The 15,788-nt window shown below is 69.2% G+C and carries 19 protein-coding genes, 3 tRNA genes and 1 pseudogene; 11 read left to right on the top strand and 12 right to left on the bottom strand.

Annotated elements, in window-relative coordinates; genetic code table 11:
* Positions 1–183: 183 nt before the first annotated feature.
* The gene (locus ACGF2V_RS03375) at positions 184–879 is read left to right on the top strand and encodes a hypothetical protein (RefSeq protein ID WP_362620564.1); all 696 of its coding nucleotides are present in this window, start codon (positions 184–186) and stop codon (positions 877–879) included.
* Positions 880–918: 39 nt separating this feature from the next.
* On the opposite strand, the gene ACGF2V_RS03370 is transcribed toward ACGF2V_RS03375, so the two are convergent.
* On the bottom strand, positions 919–1,314 hold the full coding sequence (locus ACGF2V_RS03370) for a hypothetical protein (RefSeq protein ID WP_362620676.1): 396 nt from the start codon (positions 1,312–1,314) through the stop codon (positions 919–921).
* 149 nt (positions 1,315–1,463) lie between these two features.
* Here ACGF2V_RS03370 and ACGF2V_RS03365 point away from each other — a divergent pair, with 149 nt between their 5' ends.
* The 6 genes from ACGF2V_RS03365 to ACGF2V_RS03340 all read left to right on the top strand — a co-directional run bounded on the left by ACGF2V_RS03365 (position 1,464) and on the right by ACGF2V_RS03340 (position 5,747).
* A complete protein-coding gene (locus tag ACGF2V_RS03365; protein WP_362620562.1) occupies positions 1,464–2,693 on the top strand; it encodes a helix-turn-helix domain-containing protein in 1,230 nt (409 codons plus the stop codon).
* 56 nt (positions 2,694–2,749) lie between these two features.
* Positions 2,750–3,190: a hypothetical protein gene (locus ACGF2V_RS03360; RefSeq protein ID WP_362620560.1), complete on the top strand. Its 441-nt coding sequence runs from the start codon at positions 2,750–2,752 to the stop codon at positions 3,188–3,190.
* Positions 3,187–3,378, top strand: a complete 192-nt coding sequence (locus tag ACGF2V_RS03355; RefSeq protein WP_362620558.1) for a hypothetical protein — start codon at positions 3,187–3,189, stop codon at positions 3,376–3,378. The genes ACGF2V_RS03360 and ACGF2V_RS03355 overlap by 4 nt, the downstream gene beginning before the upstream one ends.
* Before the next feature lie 133 nt (positions 3,379–3,511).
* On the top strand, positions 3,512–3,973 hold the full coding sequence (locus ACGF2V_RS03350; RefSeq protein ID WP_052270267.1) for a hypothetical protein: 462 nt from the start codon (positions 3,512–3,514) through the stop codon (positions 3,971–3,973).
* A gap of 85 nt (positions 3,974–4,058) precedes the next feature.
* Positions 4,059–4,853, top strand: a complete 795-nt coding sequence (locus tag ACGF2V_RS03345) for a phosphotransferase (protein ID WP_362620555.1) — start codon at positions 4,059–4,061, stop codon at positions 4,851–4,853.
* Between the two features lie 78 nt (positions 4,854–4,931).
* Positions 4,932–5,747 (top strand): hypothetical protein, encoded by an 816-nt coding sequence (locus ACGF2V_RS03340; protein ID WP_362620553.1) that lies wholly within the window; start codon positions 4,932–4,934, stop codon positions 5,745–5,747.
* Here the strand turns inward: ACGF2V_RS03340 and ACGF2V_RS03335 are convergent.
* The 8 genes from ACGF2V_RS03335 to ACGF2V_RS03300 all read right to left on the bottom strand — a co-directional run bounded on the left by ACGF2V_RS03335 (position 5,744) and on the right by ACGF2V_RS03300 (position 10,744).
* Positions 5,744–6,487, bottom strand: coding sequence for a hypothetical protein (locus ACGF2V_RS03335; RefSeq protein ID WP_362620551.1), 744 nt, complete (start codon positions 6,485–6,487; stop codon positions 5,744–5,746). The two genes, ACGF2V_RS03340 and ACGF2V_RS03335, sit on opposite strands and share 4 nt — an antisense overlap.
* Positions 6,488–6,517: 30 nt before the next feature.
* Positions 6,518–6,910 (bottom strand): hypothetical protein, encoded by a 393-nt coding sequence (locus ACGF2V_RS03330; protein ID WP_362620549.1) that lies wholly within the window; start codon positions 6,908–6,910, stop codon positions 6,518–6,520.
* A complete protein-coding gene (locus tag ACGF2V_RS03325; RefSeq protein WP_362620675.1) occupies positions 6,907–7,296 on the bottom strand; it encodes a helix-turn-helix domain-containing protein in 390 nt (129 codons plus the stop codon). The genes ACGF2V_RS03330 and ACGF2V_RS03325 overlap by 4 nt, the downstream gene beginning before the upstream one ends.
* A gap of 119 nt (positions 7,297–7,415) precedes the next feature.
* Entirely contained in the window at positions 7,416–7,739 is a 324-nt protein-coding gene (locus tag ACGF2V_RS03320) for a hypothetical protein (protein WP_362620547.1), read from the bottom strand.
* Complete coding sequence (locus ACGF2V_RS03315; protein WP_362620545.1) at positions 7,739–8,098, bottom strand: hypothetical protein; 360 nt, start codon at positions 8,096–8,098, stop codon at positions 7,739–7,741. The genes ACGF2V_RS03320 and ACGF2V_RS03315 overlap by 1 nt, the downstream gene beginning before the upstream one ends.
* 261 nt (positions 8,099–8,359) lie before the next feature.
* Positions 8,360–9,457, bottom strand: coding sequence for an AAA family ATPase (locus tag ACGF2V_RS03310; protein ID WP_362620543.1), 1,098 nt, complete (start codon positions 9,455–9,457; stop codon positions 8,360–8,362).
* Complete coding sequence (locus tag ACGF2V_RS03305) at positions 9,454–10,347, bottom strand: bifunctional DNA primase/polymerase (RefSeq protein ID WP_362620541.1); 894 nt, start codon at positions 10,345–10,347, stop codon at positions 9,454–9,456. The genes ACGF2V_RS03310 and ACGF2V_RS03305 overlap by 4 nt, the downstream gene beginning before the upstream one ends.
* A 199-nt stretch (positions 10,348–10,546) precedes the next feature.
* Positions 10,547–10,744, bottom strand: a complete 198-nt coding sequence (locus tag ACGF2V_RS03300; RefSeq protein WP_039657137.1) for a hypothetical protein — start codon at positions 10,742–10,744, stop codon at positions 10,547–10,549.
* A 106-nt stretch (positions 10,745–10,850) separates the two neighbouring features.
* Between ACGF2V_RS03300 and ACGF2V_RS03295 the strand changes: the two genes are divergently transcribed.
* Positions 10,851–11,603, top strand: coding sequence for a helix-turn-helix transcriptional regulator (locus tag ACGF2V_RS03295; protein WP_362620539.1), 753 nt, complete (start codon positions 10,851–10,853; stop codon positions 11,601–11,603).
* 8 nt (positions 11,604–11,611) lie between these two features.
* A pseudogene (locus ACGF2V_RS03290) lies at positions 11,612–12,757 on the top strand (tyrosine-type recombinase/integrase); the annotation flags it as partial.
* Positions 12,758–13,017: 260 nt separating this feature from the next.
* Here ACGF2V_RS03290 and ACGF2V_RS03285 read toward each other — a convergent pair.
* The 3 genes from ACGF2V_RS03285 to ACGF2V_RS03275 form a co-directional block, all read right to left on the bottom strand.
* Positions 13,018–13,091 (bottom strand) — tRNA-Ile (locus ACGF2V_RS03285).
* A gap of 364 nt (positions 13,092–13,455) precedes the next feature.
* Positions 13,456–13,528, bottom strand: a tRNA-Asn gene (locus ACGF2V_RS03280).
* 5 nt (positions 13,529–13,533) lie between these two features.
* Positions 13,534–13,606, bottom strand: a tRNA-Asn gene (locus tag ACGF2V_RS03275).
* 193 nt (positions 13,607–13,799) lie between these two features.
* Here ACGF2V_RS03275 and ACGF2V_RS03270 point away from each other — a divergent pair.
* Both ACGF2V_RS03270 and ACGF2V_RS03265 read left to right on the top strand, forming a co-directional pair.
* Positions 13,800–14,105 carry a YtxH domain-containing protein gene (locus ACGF2V_RS03270; RefSeq protein WP_362620537.1) on the top strand — a complete coding sequence of 102 codons (306 nt, stop codon included), beginning with the start codon at positions 13,800–13,802 and terminating at the stop codon, positions 14,103–14,105.
* Between the two features lie 114 nt (positions 14,106–14,219).
* The gene (locus ACGF2V_RS03265) at positions 14,220–15,665 is read left to right on the top strand and encodes an FGGY family carbohydrate kinase (protein WP_362620535.1); all 1,446 of its coding nucleotides are present in this window, start codon (positions 14,220–14,222) and stop codon (positions 15,663–15,665) included.
* Positions 15,666–15,788 lie beyond the last annotated feature (123 nt).

The following is a 15,788-nucleotide window of genomic DNA, read 5'->3' as shown; positions in this document are numbered from 1 at the left end:
GTGCGCCGCCTCAGCGTGACGCCCCCTGCCGCCTCATTCTGGCGCGTCCGTTCCCATCGGGTTCCCAGCCCGTTCTCAGGACGCACCAGTGCTGAGCAGCCATGATGCGGCGCCGCCCCGGCCTTCGGCGGCGCCGCTCGGCCACCCTGAGGCCGCGACGCCCCGCTGTGCGATCATCTGCCAATGCTGGAGATCGCAGGTTACGAAGACGGCCCGCTGGTGGACGGTACGAGGTTCCTCGACCTGCCTCTCTTCTGGCCCTGCCACCTCGGCTCAAGCCTGTGGGGAGAGGACGCACAGGCCGTCGCCTTCGGCCCCGACTGGGACGACGCTCAAGAGCTGTACAGGACGCTCTCGTCCCCTGATGAGTGGCCGACGTTCACCGTGCCCCTGCACTCCGGGTATGCGCTCCATGTCGTCTATCGCAATTTGGAGGGCGAGCACGGCGTCGACTACCTGCTCTCTCACCCCGACTGGACGGAAGCAGCCACCCTCGCCACCGACGACGGCCACTTCATGGGGCCCGGCCTGTCCTGGCCTGAGCTGGAAGCCTCCGCCGACCAGGGCGCCACATCCGGGGTCACCGACCCCAACGCCCGCCTGCTGCTCCTCTTCCCCATGCTTGGGGATGCCGACGTACCTGAAGCCGCGGCGCCCCGCCTCGCCTCAGCACTGGCGGAACTCACGATCGTCGAGGACCCCGCCGAGGTCGCTCGCGTGCTCCTCGAAAATCAAGGCCAATGGACTCCGGCGAGCTGGCGCGAAGCCGATGGCACCTGGATCTGCGACGGCTCGCACAGCTTCCGCAACCCCGAGAACCACTTCGCGCTGCCCGCTCCGCGGCTGGCCGCAGCCAGCAATGCACTACGCGAGAGGTAAGTCGGGGCCGGATCGGAGGGCGGCCGGGGCGCATCCCCGTCAGCGAAGCTCTTGCCCCGGGGCAAGCAGTCGATCCGCGGTCCCAGAGGAGTCGGTGTCTCCGTTCGGCTCCACGGTCACCGGCGTCGCGCCGCCCTGCGAGCTGATGAGCCACGCCAACACCGGCTGAGTGAGCGGAGCACCGCCTTCGTCCTCCCAATGCGCCCGCCACCCACCACCGGGAACCACTCCCGCTATCCGGTGGACAGGCTCCAGATGAGAGAAGTCCTCGAAATCCGTTACGGGCCTAAGCGCGCCTCGGTCCGGGTCCACGATGAGAGCAGCGCCGGTGGTGGGGTGCCACGCCTCGACACCACGCTGGCGACCCACCTCGGTTTCAGTGCCAGAAAAGAAGGCCATCCAGCCTGTCTCAGTGAAGTAGTCCACGCCAGCCATTCTCATAGATGTGCTCACGAGCATGTCGCTCGCTCCCCACTGGGCAGCACGCATCGGTACGGTTCTGGGAGATGAGCACGAACGGATGAGCCGTGACGCCCTGCTCCTGCCACGCGTCTGCGGCCCACCACCACCTTGGGGGTGCGCTGATGTTGGAGGAAGCCGAGGAGATCGGTCGTCGCGTCCGACGGGCACGGCTGCGGCTCGGGATGCCGCAAGCCGACCTCGCCGCCGCCCTGGGCAAGACCCAAGGCTGGGTCTCAAAGATGGAGCGCGGCCTCATCGAGCTTGACCGGGTCGGGTTGTTGAACCTCGTCGCCGCCGAGCTACATGTGCATCCCAATGACCTGATCGGCCGGCCGTACGCGAGCAGCCCCGCCGAGAATCAGTGGCAGGTCTCGGCGGCATCCATCCTGCGCGAGCTGCGCCGCTACGACCTCACGCCGATCTTCGATGGCGCCCCGCGCGCGTCCGGCGAGCTGTGGCGGGACATGACCCGCCTGCACCGCCTACGGGACGCCGCCGCGAATACGGCGATCCTCGCCACCCTCCCCGACCTGCTGCGCGAAGCTCGCGCCCTGGCCGAGGCCGCGACGGGCCACGAGCGCGAGGAGGCATTCGCGATCTACGCCGTGGCGTGCAAGTTCGCCCACACCGCCGCGCACGCGCTCGGGCACCCCGAACTCGTCGCCATGGCGGCGGAGCGCGCCGCATGGGCGGCCCGCCTCTCGGCCGACCCTGTCATGCCCGCCCTCGCCGACTGGATGCGTGTCTGGGACATGTGGGCGACGGCCGATTGGGACGACTCGCTCACCTTGTCCGACAAGGCCATCGCAAGCGTGCAGCGCGAGTACGAGCTCGGCGAGCCGCTCGCCCTACGGATGTGGGGCACGCTCCACCTGCGCGCCGCCGTCGCCGCGGCCCGTGCTGGCCGACCGGCCGAGGCCTACGAGCGGATCAACCACGCCCGCGACGCTGCCCGCCGGATGGCAGGCCACCACAACCCGCCGATCTACGACCGGCACTCGGTCACCTTCTCCCCCGGCAACGTACAGATCCACGCGATCAGCGTCGCCCTGGAGACCGGCGAGCAGACCAAGGCCCTCGCCATAAACCGCCGCACGGCCCCCGGGCTCGTCGCAGCCCTTCCCAACTCCCGCCAGGGTCACCACCACATGGACCTCGCCCGCGCGTGGCTGTGGGACGGCAACCGCGACCGCGCGCTCGCAGAGCTGGAGACCGCAGAGCGGATCGCCCCTCAGCTCGTACGGAACCATCCGATCGCCCGGTCGACCCTCCGCGGCATCGTCTACGCCGAGCGCATCGCCACCCGCGAAAAGCTGCGCCGCATGTCAGACCGCTTCCACCTGGACGGATGAGGGCGGTATTCCTCCGATTCATATTGGGCCCCTGACGAGCCCCTAACTTCTGGGGCATGACAGGACGACCAACACCCCATCTCCCTTCACAGGGTGGCGAGTTAGGGACGGCCGGACCGTTCTACCCACGACTCGGCGACCTCGTTCGCGACACCGCCAAGGACGGCCGAATCGGCGTCGTCGTGACGCTGCCCAGAGTGGGAGCCAGCACGTACCACCTGCGTCCGCCGGGCGGTGGCGACGAGTGGTCGGCGCCGGCCGACGGAACTACCCTGCGCCCCGTCCCGGCACAGGCCACATACGTGACCCCGATGCGACGCGACGCCGTGTACGACCACCGGGCCCAGCAGAGCGCGCTGCCGGTTCTGGTCCACTACGACGACGGCGGTACGGCCGAGTCCCTGCTCGTCCTCACCCCGGACCAGGTCGAGTTGTACGCGATCCAGTTCGAGCGACTCATCGCCCTGCGCGAGCAGGCACAGGGGAACGCAGCATGACCGCGCGCCATGCTGCGCAGCGCGGGGCCGCGTCCGGCGATCCGGTGGGCCGCTTCCTGAGCTGGATATGGGTGCTCGGCACCGCCGCGGGATTCACCGCGCTCGCCACCATGACCACTGGTGAGCTCGGCCACCGCGACGCACCTTCGGCGATAGCCATCCCCGATGCCGGATTCCCGGCGCTCTGATCTCCCCGCCCGCTCGGATGACCCGACAGATCCCGGGCGGGCGGGGCACGCCTCGGTCGGCACCGTCCCAGTCTCGCCGGCCGAGGCGCTTCACAGCACGTCCCATGCACCACTGACCAAGGAGGCAAGGACCGTGACCGCAATCCAGGAACGTCCCGCGACCGACGCGCGGAATCTGATCGGCGCCAAGCTGCGCGCGACGCTCGTGTCCAACATGCAGGCCAAGTTCCCCGAGCTGACCGACGACAAGGCCGACCGCGGCGTCGGCCAGATGATCGCCTTCCTCGCGGCCGGCGCGTACAGCGACACCCCGCTCAGCCCGTCGCCGCTCGTCGATGACTTCTGGCACGCCTTCCTGCTGCACACGCAGGCGTACCAGGACTTCTGCTCGGGGACGATCGGCAAGTTCGTCCACCACCAGCCCGGATTCCTCGACAAGGAGGAGCACGGCGGCGGCAAGGCCCTGCGCGCCCGGACGGTCGAGGCGATCGTCGCGTCCGGGTTCGTGATCGACATGGAGTTCTGGCCCGAGCTGGACCTCGCCGACTGCTCGCAGTGCCACGCCAACTGCCACAACAGCCCCAAGTACGCCTGACGTACCGCCTGCGGCCGGTCCTCGGCTTGTGCCACTCTGTGGCCGAGCCGGGGACCGGCTTCCGTTCTGCACGAGGAGTAAGCGGGTGGACCGCACCGCATGGCTTGAACTCCCACCCGAGGCCCGTAGCGCCGTCGAGACCTACACCGGCCCCGTTGAGCACGCCGAGACCGCCGAGACCGGCGTCATGGCCCGTCTCGCCTGCACCCTCCACACCGCCGCCGGGCCGGTCTTCGTCAAGGGCACCCGCAGCGACGAGCCAACAGCGTGGATGTACGACTACGAGGCGCGCGTGACCCGAGTCGCACCACTCGCCCCCCGCGTGCTCTGGCAGGTTGACGCCGGCGGGTGGCTGCTCACCGGGTACGAGTACCTCGTCGGCCCGCACCCGGATCTCAGCCCCGGCTCACCCGACCTCGGCCCCTTCCTCGACGCGCTTGTCACCATGTCCGAGGCGCCATGGCCTGAGCAGGTACGCAAGAAGCCACTGCACGTCCGGTGGGCAGGCTTCTTCCCTCCGGAACACGCTCTCGGCCTAGAAGGGCGAGCCCTCGTCCACTCCGACGTGTCGCCGCTGAACATGCTCGCCACCGGAGACGGCATCCGTGTTCTGGACTGGGCTCTTGCTTGTCCAGGTCCGCCGTGGGCTGACACTGCGTTCGCTATCCCTAGGTTCATCCACGCTGGCCACACAGCCGAGGAGGCCGAAGGAATCGCTTGGGCAGTGCCCGCCTACCGTTCAGCCGATCCCGCAGCCCTTGCTTTGTTCGCACGCACGCTGTGCTCCGTTTGGGAGGCACGTGCGGCTACCAACCCGGCGCCACACCGTGCTCCGCTCATCGCCGCTGCACGTGCGTCGTTGACCTATCGCAGGCCGTGAGGAGCGGACCTACCTGCGGCACGAGCCTGCGAGTTCGGCACCTGGCCATTTGAGCTCGAACGCTGGCATGCTGTCGGGATGGCCAAAAGTCCGATAGGTAGCCGCTTCCTGGCAATTGCTCCGATAACGCTCCCATGGGCAGTCGACGAAATCGTGCGCGCGCTGAGCGCCGATGACCTCAAGAAAATCAAGATCACGGCCGGCGAGCATCTTGCAGCGATCTTGGCTACGACGTTCCTGGGTACAGCTCCGGTCGGAGTGGAGCCGGACGGTGGCCCTGATCTCGTCTTCGATCTGACGAACACAGAACGCAAGGACGACGAGGCGCGAATCCTGGGTGTCAGCGGAGCCACACGTGTGGCCTTCGAGGTTAAGTCCCTGGCTGGCGGATTTCGGAAGTTCGATGCTGGCATCGACAGGGCCGTGAGCAACGGGCTTCCCCCGGACGGGAGGGAGCACTGGTCTCGCGTCACGACCCTCGATGAGGCGTTCCGAGAGCACGGACTTCCCATGATCGAGCGCGCACGAGAACAGCTTGAGAAGAAGGCTACCCAGGGCGAGTCTCGACACGTCTTCCTGGTCGCGCACATCTTGGATCACCCCGCCATTGAACTGCTCGAATTCCCCTTCATGGCCCACGAGCTCGCCCCCCTCACGCAGGTGACTGGGGTTGACGCTGTCTGGCTCCTTTGGGCTCCGGGGCATCTCGCAATCTGGTCGGCTGAGCGAGAGGAGTGGACCAATTTGCTCTTCGATCTCCAGGCCGATGGCCACCCCTCCCGTCACGAAGACCTCTCAGCACTTCAGGAGGTCGAGGCACTTTTCCTCGATGCGGTCAGCTACACGAAGGGTTCTCCCTACTACTTCGTGCTGAGCGCTGGACGAGCCGACTAGGCAGCCAGCCGCGCTGCTTCAGCATCTGCCAAACGCGCAGCGACAGCGCTGCGCAAACCATTGTTGGCATCGGCCGTGCCGCTAGCCGCTCGACGTAGGCCGGCGATAGTTTCACGCAGGCCGGGCTCTGCCTGGTCGAGGTCGAGGCGGATACGCAGGGCTGCGCCCTGGTCCTTCGGCAAGTGGTCGACGAGGGCCCGGTCGATGGTGCGCAGGACCGGGGCCGGGTCCGCTTCGGTCCAGCCGAGGTCGGCGAGACCCTCGGGCTTGGCGGCACGGGTGGCCAGGTAAGTCGGCAGCTCGACGCGCAAGGCACTCAAGGTGTCAATGTCGGCCGAGGCGATCACGTCGGCGGTACTGCGACCGGCGTCGAGAAGGGCGCGGGCACGGTCCCACGCGCGCCCCCGGCGGGTCTCGGCGAGGAGCTGCTCAGTTGCGTCGCACGCGGTCGGCGTCGAGGTGCGTTCGGCGTATGCGCGGATCTGCTCGGCTGCCGCTTTGGTCTTGCGCTCGATGGCGTCCAGTTCCGTGCTTGCCCGCTCGCGGGCGGCACGTTCCATTTCCGCCCGGCGACGGGCGTTCGCCTCGTCGGTGAGGTCGGGGTCACGGAAGGTTCGGGCCTGGCTGAGCCCGTCGTCGAGGCGCCGACGCAGTCCGGCGAGGTCGGCTTCGCGGGCACGGCGGACGGCGGCGAGGGAGAGCTGTGCGTCGATGATGCTCGGGTCGGTGAGGCTGGTCATGGTGTGGGGTCCTTCAGCGGCGGGGGCTGGTCAGTAGAAGCGGACGAGCAGGGGCTGGCCCTGCTCGTCGCGCGGCAGGGGGCGGGCCGGCCCCAGGGTGTGCAGCTCGGCGTATCGGCGCATGGCCTCGACCTGGGCGCGGTGCTCGGCTGGCGCACCGTCCGGGGCTTCTTCGACGACGATCTGCTGCCCGCTCTGCTGCGCCTGCTCGCGGACGTGCCCGAACCAGCGGGCATTGTCCGTGTAGAGAGTGCCGTCGACCCACCACGGCGCGGTGTGGACGAATCCCCGGTCTGCCATGACGGGATGCGTACTGACGGGGCCCGAGCGGGCTTCCGGGGCCGTGATCCTCTTCCAAGGGATCTTGCGGTCGTCAGGTGTGGTGTCCTCCCACTGGGAGCGGTCGACGTCGGCAGTGGTCATAGGGCGGTTCCTCCTTGGCGGTAGTTGTCGAGACCTGCTCGGTCGACGAGCCACAGACGCTCGCCAGCCCGCCGGGCGGGCAGGCGCCCGGCTTTGATCAGGGACCGAATCCAGCGCGGCGAACACTCCATGAGCGCCGCCGCCTCGGTCACAGTCACCTCGACCGTGCCAAGGTCCGCCGAGGTACTTCCGGTAGCGGCGGGCCGTACGGGCTTCTCAGTCGCATGCTCGGCGCCGACTTGTAGTGCGACAAGGAGGCGCCGAGCTTCGGTGGAGAGCTCGCCCCCATCTGTACGCACCCGTGCGTCAAGGTGACCCGCGAGGATGCGGACGACCTCACTCGCCAGTGCGGGTGGCACAATCACCGATCCATCGAGCCGGAGCATCGAACTGCCCGGTCGTGCCCGATCCAAGCCATCGAACCGGCGGATTTGGTATCCGCTACGGGCGTCATCGGCGCAGGTCGCGAGGGGGTTGGGAACGCTCTGGGAACGGTCGTGAGCGTTCATACGTCGCTGTCCCGAACTGCCTCCTTGGCAAGCGCCACGACAGTACGGCCAAGCATCGACGTCTCTGAGCCTTCGGCCACGCGAGCGAGCAGCCGTATCTCGTGAGTCAACGTCAGTCGGGGCGGTCCCAACGACCGCTCGTCATCGTCCTGATCAGCGTCGACGGGGAAGCCGAAGAGCTCGGCGAGCGCGTCCACGACGGTGAGTACGGGAAGAGCGGTAGTGGTGCCGTCTTCGAGGGTGAGCTGCCACATGCCCTGGCGGGACGCGTCTTCGAGGCGGGCGAGGCGGTCAGCGAGCTTGTTCTTCCTGCGGGCCATCAGTGCGCGTCACCCCCGGCTGCTTCGAGGGCGGCGAGACGCTGTTCGAGGTCGAGGGACTCGCGCAGGGCGAGTACGGCGTCGAGCAGCACACGGGCAGCCTGTACGCGGGCCTGGCCCTTCTCGTTGTCGAGTGCGTCGACGAGGGTGGCCACGGCCTTGGTCGAGGCGGCGGCGAGCTGCCCGACTGCGAGCTGTAGCAGCTCGGTTCGGGTCGCAGTCACCTCCCGGCCGAACTCGGCTTCCTCCATCCAACGGCGGATGGTGCGGCCGGAGACGCCGGCCTCGCGGGCAGCCTGCTCGGCCGTGTTGCCGCGGGCCAGGGCGACCACAGCGGCGGGGCGATTCTTACTGGTCATCTCGGGGTCCTTCTCTCCTCGCGCGCGTGAGGACGTAATGAGGCGTGTGTGGGCATTCCCAGCGACAGCAGGGAGACCGGAGGAAGCGACATCCGGGCATCTGGTGGTCAGGGAGACGCTGAGCGTGTCCCGAGGGTGAGTGCGGGCCGTGAGTGTGGCCCGGTTGACCGTGTCCCTTATAGGGACACTGGGACACGGTCATACGGTCGGGGCCACCGTGGCCGGGGAAGCGGTCGGCCACGGTGGGACACGGTCGTACGGTCAGTCGGTGGAGTCGGTGAACGGGCGCTTCAACTCGTGAAGCTGAGCGTTACGGGCGCCGGGCGTCTGGCCCACGAATCCCTCGTCGACGAGCAGCGCGAGCGCACGGCGTACGGCGTCCTGTTTGCCGGAGACGCGTTCGAGGACGCCGCGGACGCTGAGCGGTTCCCGTGCCGTCGCGAGCGCGTCCGATACCCGCTTCATGAGCATCGTCGGCCTGAACGGTCCCTCGTGCTGCGCGGGCGCAGGCAGACTCACGAGCGCCGAGCCGTCGAGCTGGGACTCGACAATGAAGTCGGCGAACCAGTGAAGCGCCCCGTTGCTGCCCGGTAGAGCGTTCTTGCGGACCTGTCCGGGGCGGTCCTTGGCAACGCGTACGCGGGATTTGCCCGTCTGCCCGGGGGCAAGGGGCGTGATGTTCTCCAGTACGAAGGCGCACCCGTTGAGTCCGGAGAGCTTGTGCTGCGAGCCGGTCGCCCAGCGGCCCCGGTTCTCACGGTCCTTGTTGACGTGGTCGAGCAGCAGCACGGCCGGGCCCTGCTCGGCGAGCCATCGGGGCAGGATGCGCCAGAAGCCGGCGACGTCGGTGTCGTCCTTCGGCTTGAGACCGAAGAGCCCCATCGCTTCGGTGACGCCGTCGATGACGGCGAAGGTGGTCGGGCTGGTGAGGTAGGGGGCCAGGGCCGCGCGGCCGGCGTCGCCGAGCGGCCCGTCGGGGCGGAAGTAGTGGAAGCGTTCAGAGATGGCGGCGGACGGGGCTCCGAGGGCGAGCAGGCGCGAGACGATGCCGCCTTCCTCGTCCTCGAAGTCGAGGTACATCACGGCATTGCCGAGGGCGAGTTCCGCGGTCGCGACGGTGAGCGCGAGCCATGTCTTCATAGCCTCGGGCTCGGCGAAGATGCTGTGCAGGCGACCGGGGTAGAAGAGACCGGCACCGTCGTCGCGGCGGCCGATGGTGGGCTGAGGCGCGGTGTGAGTGCCGTCGAGCACGGGGCCGAGGTCGACGCGCTGCCATGTGGTGCGGTCGGGCATGGCGGCCTCGCTCGGTTGGGCCGGGACGGCGGCGAGAATGCGCTCACGCGCGGTCGGGGCGTTCATTCGGCGGCCCCTCGCGGGTGGTGCATCCCGGAGCGCAGGCCCGAGGTGATGGTCTTCTCCGTTTCAGTCGGGCCGAGGCCGTTGGCTGCTGCCGCGGCGAGGAGCTCGTCGACGATCTCGGCGGGGGTGAGGTCACCGCGGCCGGCGAGTGTGCCGAGCTTGAACGCGGCCCGGTGCAGGGTGTCGTTCCGGGTGCCGGGGGCGGCTGTGCGGACGGCGTCGGCCTCGGAGCGCAGCGCGGCGGCGGCGTACCCCGGGCGGGTGGTGCGCGGCGGGGTCAGCGGCAGCACTACCGCGTGCACTGGCTCGGGCCTCGCCGGGGCGGCGAGCTCGCCGAGCCACTCGGGCAGGGCGAGGATCTCGGCGTCGAGTCCGGTCAGCCATCGGTACGGGGCTCCGTTCGCGGTTGAGGGCGGGGCGACGACGTACCCTCCGACCGCGCGTACGTCGATCTTCCACCCGAGGCGGCCGGCGCTGTTGCGGATCTCGCCGTCGACCGGCGCCCGGTAGTAGAGGTGCTGGCCGCCCGATGCGGTGCGAACCGCGGGGGTGGTGCCGAACGGCCACCGAGCCCCGTGGCGGGCATGCAGCTCGGCGAGAACGTCGGCGCCGTCGGTGATCCCGGGCAGGGTCCACTCGCCGGGCGGGGTGTCGCCCTTGGCTGTGTCGAGGTCGACCACGACGAGACCGGAGGGACCACAGGCGATGCCGACGCCGTACGGCTCGTGCGACCACGCCCGTACGATCGCGTTCTTCTCGGTCGTGGCCCGCTGCTGCCACTCCTTCACGGCGGGCCGCTTGTCGTCGGGGCGGAGGGGAAATACGTGCATGCCGTGGCTGGCGAGGTCGAGCACCTGCTCGACCCGCCGCGCCGTGTCGGTCTCGTTCATCGGGCGGCCCCGGACAGGCAACCGGTGGGCAGGTACGGCAACGAGCGATGCGCGCGCTCAGTAGCCTGGGACATGAAGCTTCCTTACTGGCGGCGCAAGGTGGTGAGAGACCTCGCGCTCGCCGTGACTGTTCAGAGCTGGGCAGTGCTGAGGGGCTTCGGGGCCTCGGCTCGGTGTTAGCTCACCGGCCGGGGCCCGCCTATTCCGGCTGAACGCCGAGGAGTTCAAGCAGTTCGGCCGTGACCACGCGGTAGGCGCTGCCCAGGCGCAGTGTCCGTACGGGCATCTCGCCACGCTGGGCCAGTTGGTAGACCTTGCTGCGCCCCAGACCAAGTGCGCGACCTGCTGTTACGAGGTCCACCGCGGGCGGGAGAGCCAGGAGATCGGATCGGGTCATGCTGGGCTGTGTCACTGAGTCACTACCTCTTCGGTTTTGGTGACAGGTGAGCACAGAATGCACTTCGATGCTGGACAGTGTCAATCAACTTGAATACTGTGCTTCCATGACACAAGAGGAATGGCCTGCTCGACTTGCCCGCACGATGGCCACTGAGGTCCGGCGCTTCCGCCAGGTACGCGGAATGAGCGCGCAGCAGCTAGCAGACCGCTGCGCCGAACTCGGCATGCCCATCGCGCGATCTGTACTGGCCAACTTTGAGAGCGGTCGGCGTCCGACCCTCTCTGTTGCCGAGCTCTTGGTCATCGCGCAGGCCCTGCGCGTACCACCGGCCGCCCTCGTCTTCCCTGTGGGCTACCAGGCAAGGGTTGAAGTGCTGCCTGGCCGAAAGATCGACACGTTTCAGGCCACCCAGTGGTTCGGCGGTGAGGGGCTGGAGCACAATCACCCCGAAGCCTGGCACGCAACCGAGGAAGAGCGGGAACTCTTCCGCAGCGCGCCTGTCGGTGCGGACCTGGTCCGCGAGCACGAGCGGCTAGTACGCGCCCTCGTATCGCACCAGCTGCGGGCCGACGAAAAGATCAAGCGAGCCGCCCAGCTAGTCCACGACTTCGACTCCGAGCTTCGTGGCGCACTGCTTCAAGTAGCCGACGCGATGACGGACACCACGTACAGGACGGCCGAAGAGGTTGAGGAGATCAGGGCCGCGATTCGCGCCTTGGGCATGGAGCCCCCTGAACTCCCGTACTACCTGGCTCCCTACTTCAAGGAAAAGATCGAACCACCGCCCACAGCCGAGGAGCTCCTCGCCATGGCCGATGCTCCGACCGACCCAGAGCCCCCCAAGGAGGCAGATTGAAGGGCCACGTGTTCAAGCGGTGCCAGTGCCCCGCCCAGTACGACGCCAAGGGCCGGCGCAAGAACTGCAAGAAGGCCCACGGTTCCTGGTACTACGCCGCCGACACCGGAATCGAGAAGGACGGCAAGCGGCAGCAGCTCAAGAAGGGCGGGTTCGCCACGGCCGACGAGGCCGAGCGCGAGCTGAGCACGGTCCTCGCCCGGATCAGTGAGGGCAGCTACACCCACGACGACGGGCAGACCGTCGAGCAGTGGCTCAAGAAGTGGATGGAGCTCAAGGAGCGGGCGGGCCGGCGCCCGACGACGCTCCGCTCGTACCGGCACCACATCGACGACTACCTCGTGCCGCACCTCGGCCGCATACGCCTGCGCGACCTGCGGCCCTCGCACGTCGACAAGCTGCTCGCCGAGGTCAACGATGGCAAGCGGAAGACGGCGACCGTGCGCCGGATTCACGCGACGCTGCGCAGCGCCCTGACGACCGCGGTGAAGCAGCAGCTCATCACCTTCAACATGGCGAAGAACGTCGAGCTGCCGACCTCTCAGCGCCCCAAGGTCATCCCGTGGGAGCCGGCCGAGCTCGGTGCCTTCCTCGACCACATCGGCACGCACCGCCTCGGCGCCCTCTTCGAGGTGATCGCCGGAACGGGCCTGCGCCGCGGCGAGGCGTGCGGGCTCCGATGGGAAGACGTCGACTTCGCCCGGCGGGTGATCGTCGTGCGGCAGCAGATCGTGCAGGTGTCCGGGCTCAAGAAGCGGGACATGCCGCCCGTGGCGTGCCCGTACTGCGAAGAGGGACACATCGGTCTGATGTTCTCCCGGCCCAAGACGGCGAGCGGCGAGGATCGGATCATCGACCTCGACGAGCTGACCGTCGGTGCGCTCCTGAGTCACAAGCTGCGGCAGGAGGAGGAGCGCCGCAAGTGGAAGTCGGCGTACCGGGACCACGGGCTCGTGTTCGCCCATGAGGACGGCGTTGCCCTGCGCCCGGATCACGTCTCCAAGCTCTTCGGTGGGCTAATCGACGCCGTCCGGTTCGAGGACGACGCGCACCTGCCCGACGGGGAGCGTCGGCGGCTGCGGCGGGTGCGGCTGCACGACCTGCGGCACGGGCAGGCGTCGCTGATGCTCGCTGCCGGGGTCGACATGGCGATCGTGTCGAAGCGCCTTGGGCACTCCACGGTGACGATCACCACAGACCTGTACTCACACCTGCTGGGTGGAGTCGGGCGCGACGCGGCCGAGAAGGCGGCGTCTCTCGTGCCGCGCCGGCGGCGCGAGCAGGTCCAACCGGGGGACTCTCGTTCCCAGGTGGTTCCCAGCCAAAGGCTTGAGCTCGGCTCGCCTGATGGCACAACAGACCCTGGAAACGCCAAAGCCGCAGGTGAGAACGATTCTGCACCTGCGGCTTGCGGTGGGGCGGGTGGGACTCGAACCCACGGCCGACGGATTATGAGTCCGCTGCTCTAACCGGCTGAGCTACCGCCCCTCTTCGGCGTGGCGCGTACAAGTGTGCGCGCCGTCTGCCGCAGCATAGCCGGTCATACGATCTCTCGCTCCGCATGGTCGGCTTCGCGTGACCTGGAAGACTCCGCCACCTCCCTGCCCGGTTCCGGATGGGGCGAAGTACACGCGAAAGAGTCACGTGCGTCCCAGCCTCATCACCGGAACCAGCGAAACCACCAGCCCCAGCGGCCCCAGGACCGAACGGCACCGGGCCCGCCGGCCCGAACGACCGCCGACGCGGACGAGCAGCCACCGACGCGGGCATGAACGCGCGGTCCGGGACACGTGGTGGCGGCATGCCATCGCGGGCATACGAAAAGGACCCCGTAGGGTCCTCTTCCGATCAGCTCCCCCGACTGGACTCGAACCAGTAACCCTCCGGTTAACAGCCGAATGCTCTGCCAATTGAGCTACAGGGGATCGCGCTCCCCCGACTGGACTCGAACCAGTAACCTGCCGGTTAACAGCCGGCTGCTCTGCCAATTGAGCTACAGGGGATTGCTGCATCTGCACCGGGCCCTGCCTACCTGGCTGCTGCCGGGCGGCGCGTGCTCGCTGCGACACATACATTAGCGCAAGCAGGGGGGTGCTTTGCCAATCGGTATCGCTCGGGGTGATCTCGGGTGCCTGCGGGTAGGCGGGCAGCACATGTCGCGCCGAGCGGCGCACTGAGCCAGGAAGGGTGGCAACCATGCGGTACCGGCTCACGTTCATCGCCGGACTCGCCCTCGGATACGTGATCGGGACACGGGCCGGGCGTGAGCGTTACGAGCAGATGAAGAAGTCCGCACTCCAGTTCGCCCAGAACCCCGCCGTGCGCAATACCGCCGAGTCCGCGGCGCAGACCGGCCGCCATCTTGCGGGCCGGGCTTATCACACCGTGAGCGACAAGGTCGGCGAGAAGGTGCCCGCCTCGGTGACCGCCCGGGTGCGCTCGCTGCGGGACCGGAACGGGGGATGGAACGGCGAGGACGACTGGGGCACCTCCAACACATAGCCGGGCCCGCATCCTCCCGTGCGCGGACGGCCCGCCCCCACGCGGCCGGACCGCCCGCGCGACTGCCGCGCCACCGGTACGGAAACACTCCGGCGGTGCGGCAGAATCTTGGGCATGGGGATAGTCGCCGGCTTGGACAGCTCTTCCGCCTTCACTCACATCGTCGTCTGCGACGCGGACACGGGAGCCGTGCTGCGCCGGGGTTACGCCGCCCATCCCGTCGAACCGAAGGCCACCGAGGTCGACCCGCAGGCGTGGCTGCTCTCGCTGGGCGAGGCGGCCGACGGGGGGCTGCTCGAGGGCGTACAGGCCATCGGCGTCTCCGCGCAGCAGCACGGGCTGGTGCCGCTGGACCACCAGGGCAATCTCGTGCGCCCGGCACTGCTCGGCAACGACAAGCGGGCGCAGGCCGCCGCGGCCGATCTGATCGACGGACTGGGCGGACGCCAGGCGTGGGCCGAGGCGGTCGGGTCGGCCCCGCAGGCCGCGCAGCCGGTGGCGAAGCTGCGCTGGCTGGCGCGCAACGAGCCGGAGGCGGCCCAGCGGGTGGCCGCGGTGCTCCAGCCGCACGACTGGCTGGTGTGGCAGTTGCTCGGGCGGCCGGCCCGGCGGATCACCGACCGGGGTGCCGCGTCCGGTACCGGCTACTGGTCGGCGGGCACAGGTGCGTACCGCCCCGATCTGGTGGAGCTCGCGCTGGGGCATCACGTGGCGCTGCCCGAGGTGCTCGGCCCCTGCGACACGGCCGGGACGACGCCCGAGGGGCTGCTGATCTCCGCGGGGACGGGCGAGACGATGGCGGCGGCGTTCGGGCTCGGGGTCGGGGTCGGCGACGCGGTGGTGTCGCTGGGGGCCTCGGGCTCGGTGATGGCGGTGCACCACGAGGCGCTGTCCGACCCCAGCGGGACGATCACGTGTCTCGCGGACGCGACCGGCATGCATCTGCCGGTGGTGTACACGTCGAACGCGGTACGGGCATTGCGCGGGACCGCCGAAATGCTGGGCGCGGAGAACCTGGAGGACCTGTCCGCGCTGGCGCTGAAGTCGACGCCGGGCGCCTCCGGGCTGGTGCTCCTGCCGTACCTGGAGGGCGAGCGCACCCCGCACCTGCCGCACACGGCGGGAACGCTGTGCGGGCTGCGGCGCGAGTCGATGAAGCCGGAGCACCTGGCGCGGGCGGCGTTCGAGGGGATGCTGTGCTCGCTGGCCGACGCGCTCGACGTGTTGCGCGGCCGGGGCGTCGAGGTGCGGCGGGTGTTCCTGCTGGGCGCGGCGGCCGAGCTGCCCGCCGTGCAGGCGATCGCGCCCGCGCTGTTCGGCACGCAGGTGGTCGTCCCGCAGCCGGCCGAGTACGCGGCACTGGGCGCGGCCCGGCAGGCGGCCTGGGCGCTGGGGGTCTCGCAGGGGACGGCCGATCCGCACACTCCCCCGGCCTGGCAGGGCGCGGCGGCGCAGATACTGGAGCCCGGCGAGGAGCTGGCGGTCGGTCAGGCGGTCCGCCAGCAGTACGTGGCGACGCGGGACCAGATCCATCCGGGGGCGTTCACCCCGGCGCCCTGATCCGGACGGCGCGCGGCGGCTGATCCGGGTCTGTGTGCCGTGCCCTGATCCGGTCCGCGTGCACCCCTTCGATCCGGTCCGCGTGCGCCCCTTCGATCCGGTCCGTGCGCGGCGCGCGGTGGG

Source organism: Streptomyces sp. NPDC047982 (assembly GCF_043204165.1).
Taxonomy (GTDB): domain Bacteria; phylum Actinomycetota; class Actinomycetes; order Streptomycetales; family Streptomycetaceae; genus Streptomyces.
The sequence above is the reverse complement of the archived record's forward strand: the minus strand, read 5'-3'. Positions and strand labels throughout refer to the sequence as shown.

Excerpts from the sequence above, each read along its gene's own strand:
- ACGF2V_RS03300 (WP_039657137.1), bottom strand. The coding sequence starts at position 10,744 with ATGACCCGATCCGATCTCCTGGCTCTCCCGCCCGCGGTGGACCTCGTA.
- ACGF2V_RS03295 (WP_362620539.1), top strand. The coding sequence starts at position 10,851 with ATGACACAAGAGGAATGGCCTGCTCGACTTGCCCGCACGATGGCCACT.
- ACGF2V_RS03310 (WP_362620543.1), bottom strand. The coding sequence starts at position 9,457 with ATGAACGCCCCGACCGCGCGTGAGCGCATTCTCGCCGCCGTCCCGGCC.
- ACGF2V_RS03365 (WP_362620562.1), top strand. The coding sequence starts at position 1,464 with ATGTTGGAGGAAGCCGAGGAGATCGGTCGTCGCGTCCGACGGGCACGG.
- ACGF2V_RS03360 (WP_362620560.1), top strand. The coding sequence starts at position 2,750 with ATGACAGGACGACCAACACCCCATCTCCCTTCACAGGGTGGCGAGTTA.
- ACGF2V_RS03330 (WP_362620549.1), bottom strand. The coding sequence starts at position 6,910 with ATGACCACTGCCGACGTCGACCGCTCCCAGTGGGAGGACACCACACCT.
- ACGF2V_RS03325 (WP_362620675.1), bottom strand. The coding sequence starts at position 7,296 with ATGCTCCGGCTCGATGGATCGGTGATTGTGCCACCCGCACTGGCGAGT.
- ACGF2V_RS03375 (WP_362620564.1), top strand. The coding sequence starts at position 184 with ATGCTGGAGATCGCAGGTTACGAAGACGGCCCGCTGGTGGACGGTACG.
- ACGF2V_RS03340 (WP_362620553.1), top strand. The coding sequence starts at position 4,932 with ATGGCCAAAAGTCCGATAGGTAGCCGCTTCCTGGCAATTGCTCCGATA.
- ACGF2V_RS03370 (WP_362620676.1), bottom strand. The coding sequence starts at position 1,314 with ATGGCTGGCGTGGACTACTTCACTGAGACAGGCTGGATGGCCTTCTTT.
- ACGF2V_RS03265 (WP_362620535.1), top strand. The coding sequence starts at position 14,220 with ATGGGGATAGTCGCCGGCTTGGACAGCTCTTCCGCCTTCACTCACATC.
- ACGF2V_RS03305 (WP_362620541.1), bottom strand. The coding sequence starts at position 10,347 with ATGAACGAGACCGACACGGCGCGGCGGGTCGAGCAGGTGCTCGACCTC.
- ACGF2V_RS03320 (WP_362620547.1), bottom strand. The coding sequence starts at position 7,739 with ATGGCCCGCAGGAAGAACAAGCTCGCTGACCGCCTCGCCCGCCTCGAA.
- ACGF2V_RS03270 (WP_362620537.1), top strand. The coding sequence starts at position 13,800 with ATGCGGTACCGGCTCACGTTCATCGCCGGACTCGCCCTCGGATACGTG.
- ACGF2V_RS03315 (WP_362620545.1), bottom strand. The coding sequence starts at position 8,098 with ATGACCAGTAAGAATCGCCCCGCCGCTGTGGTCGCCCTGGCCCGCGGC.
- ACGF2V_RS03355 (WP_362620558.1), top strand. The coding sequence starts at position 3,187 with ATGACCGCGCGCCATGCTGCGCAGCGCGGGGCCGCGTCCGGCGATCCG.
- ACGF2V_RS03335 (WP_362620551.1), bottom strand. The coding sequence starts at position 6,487 with ATGACCAGCCTCACCGACCCGAGCATCATCGACGCACAGCTCTCCCTC.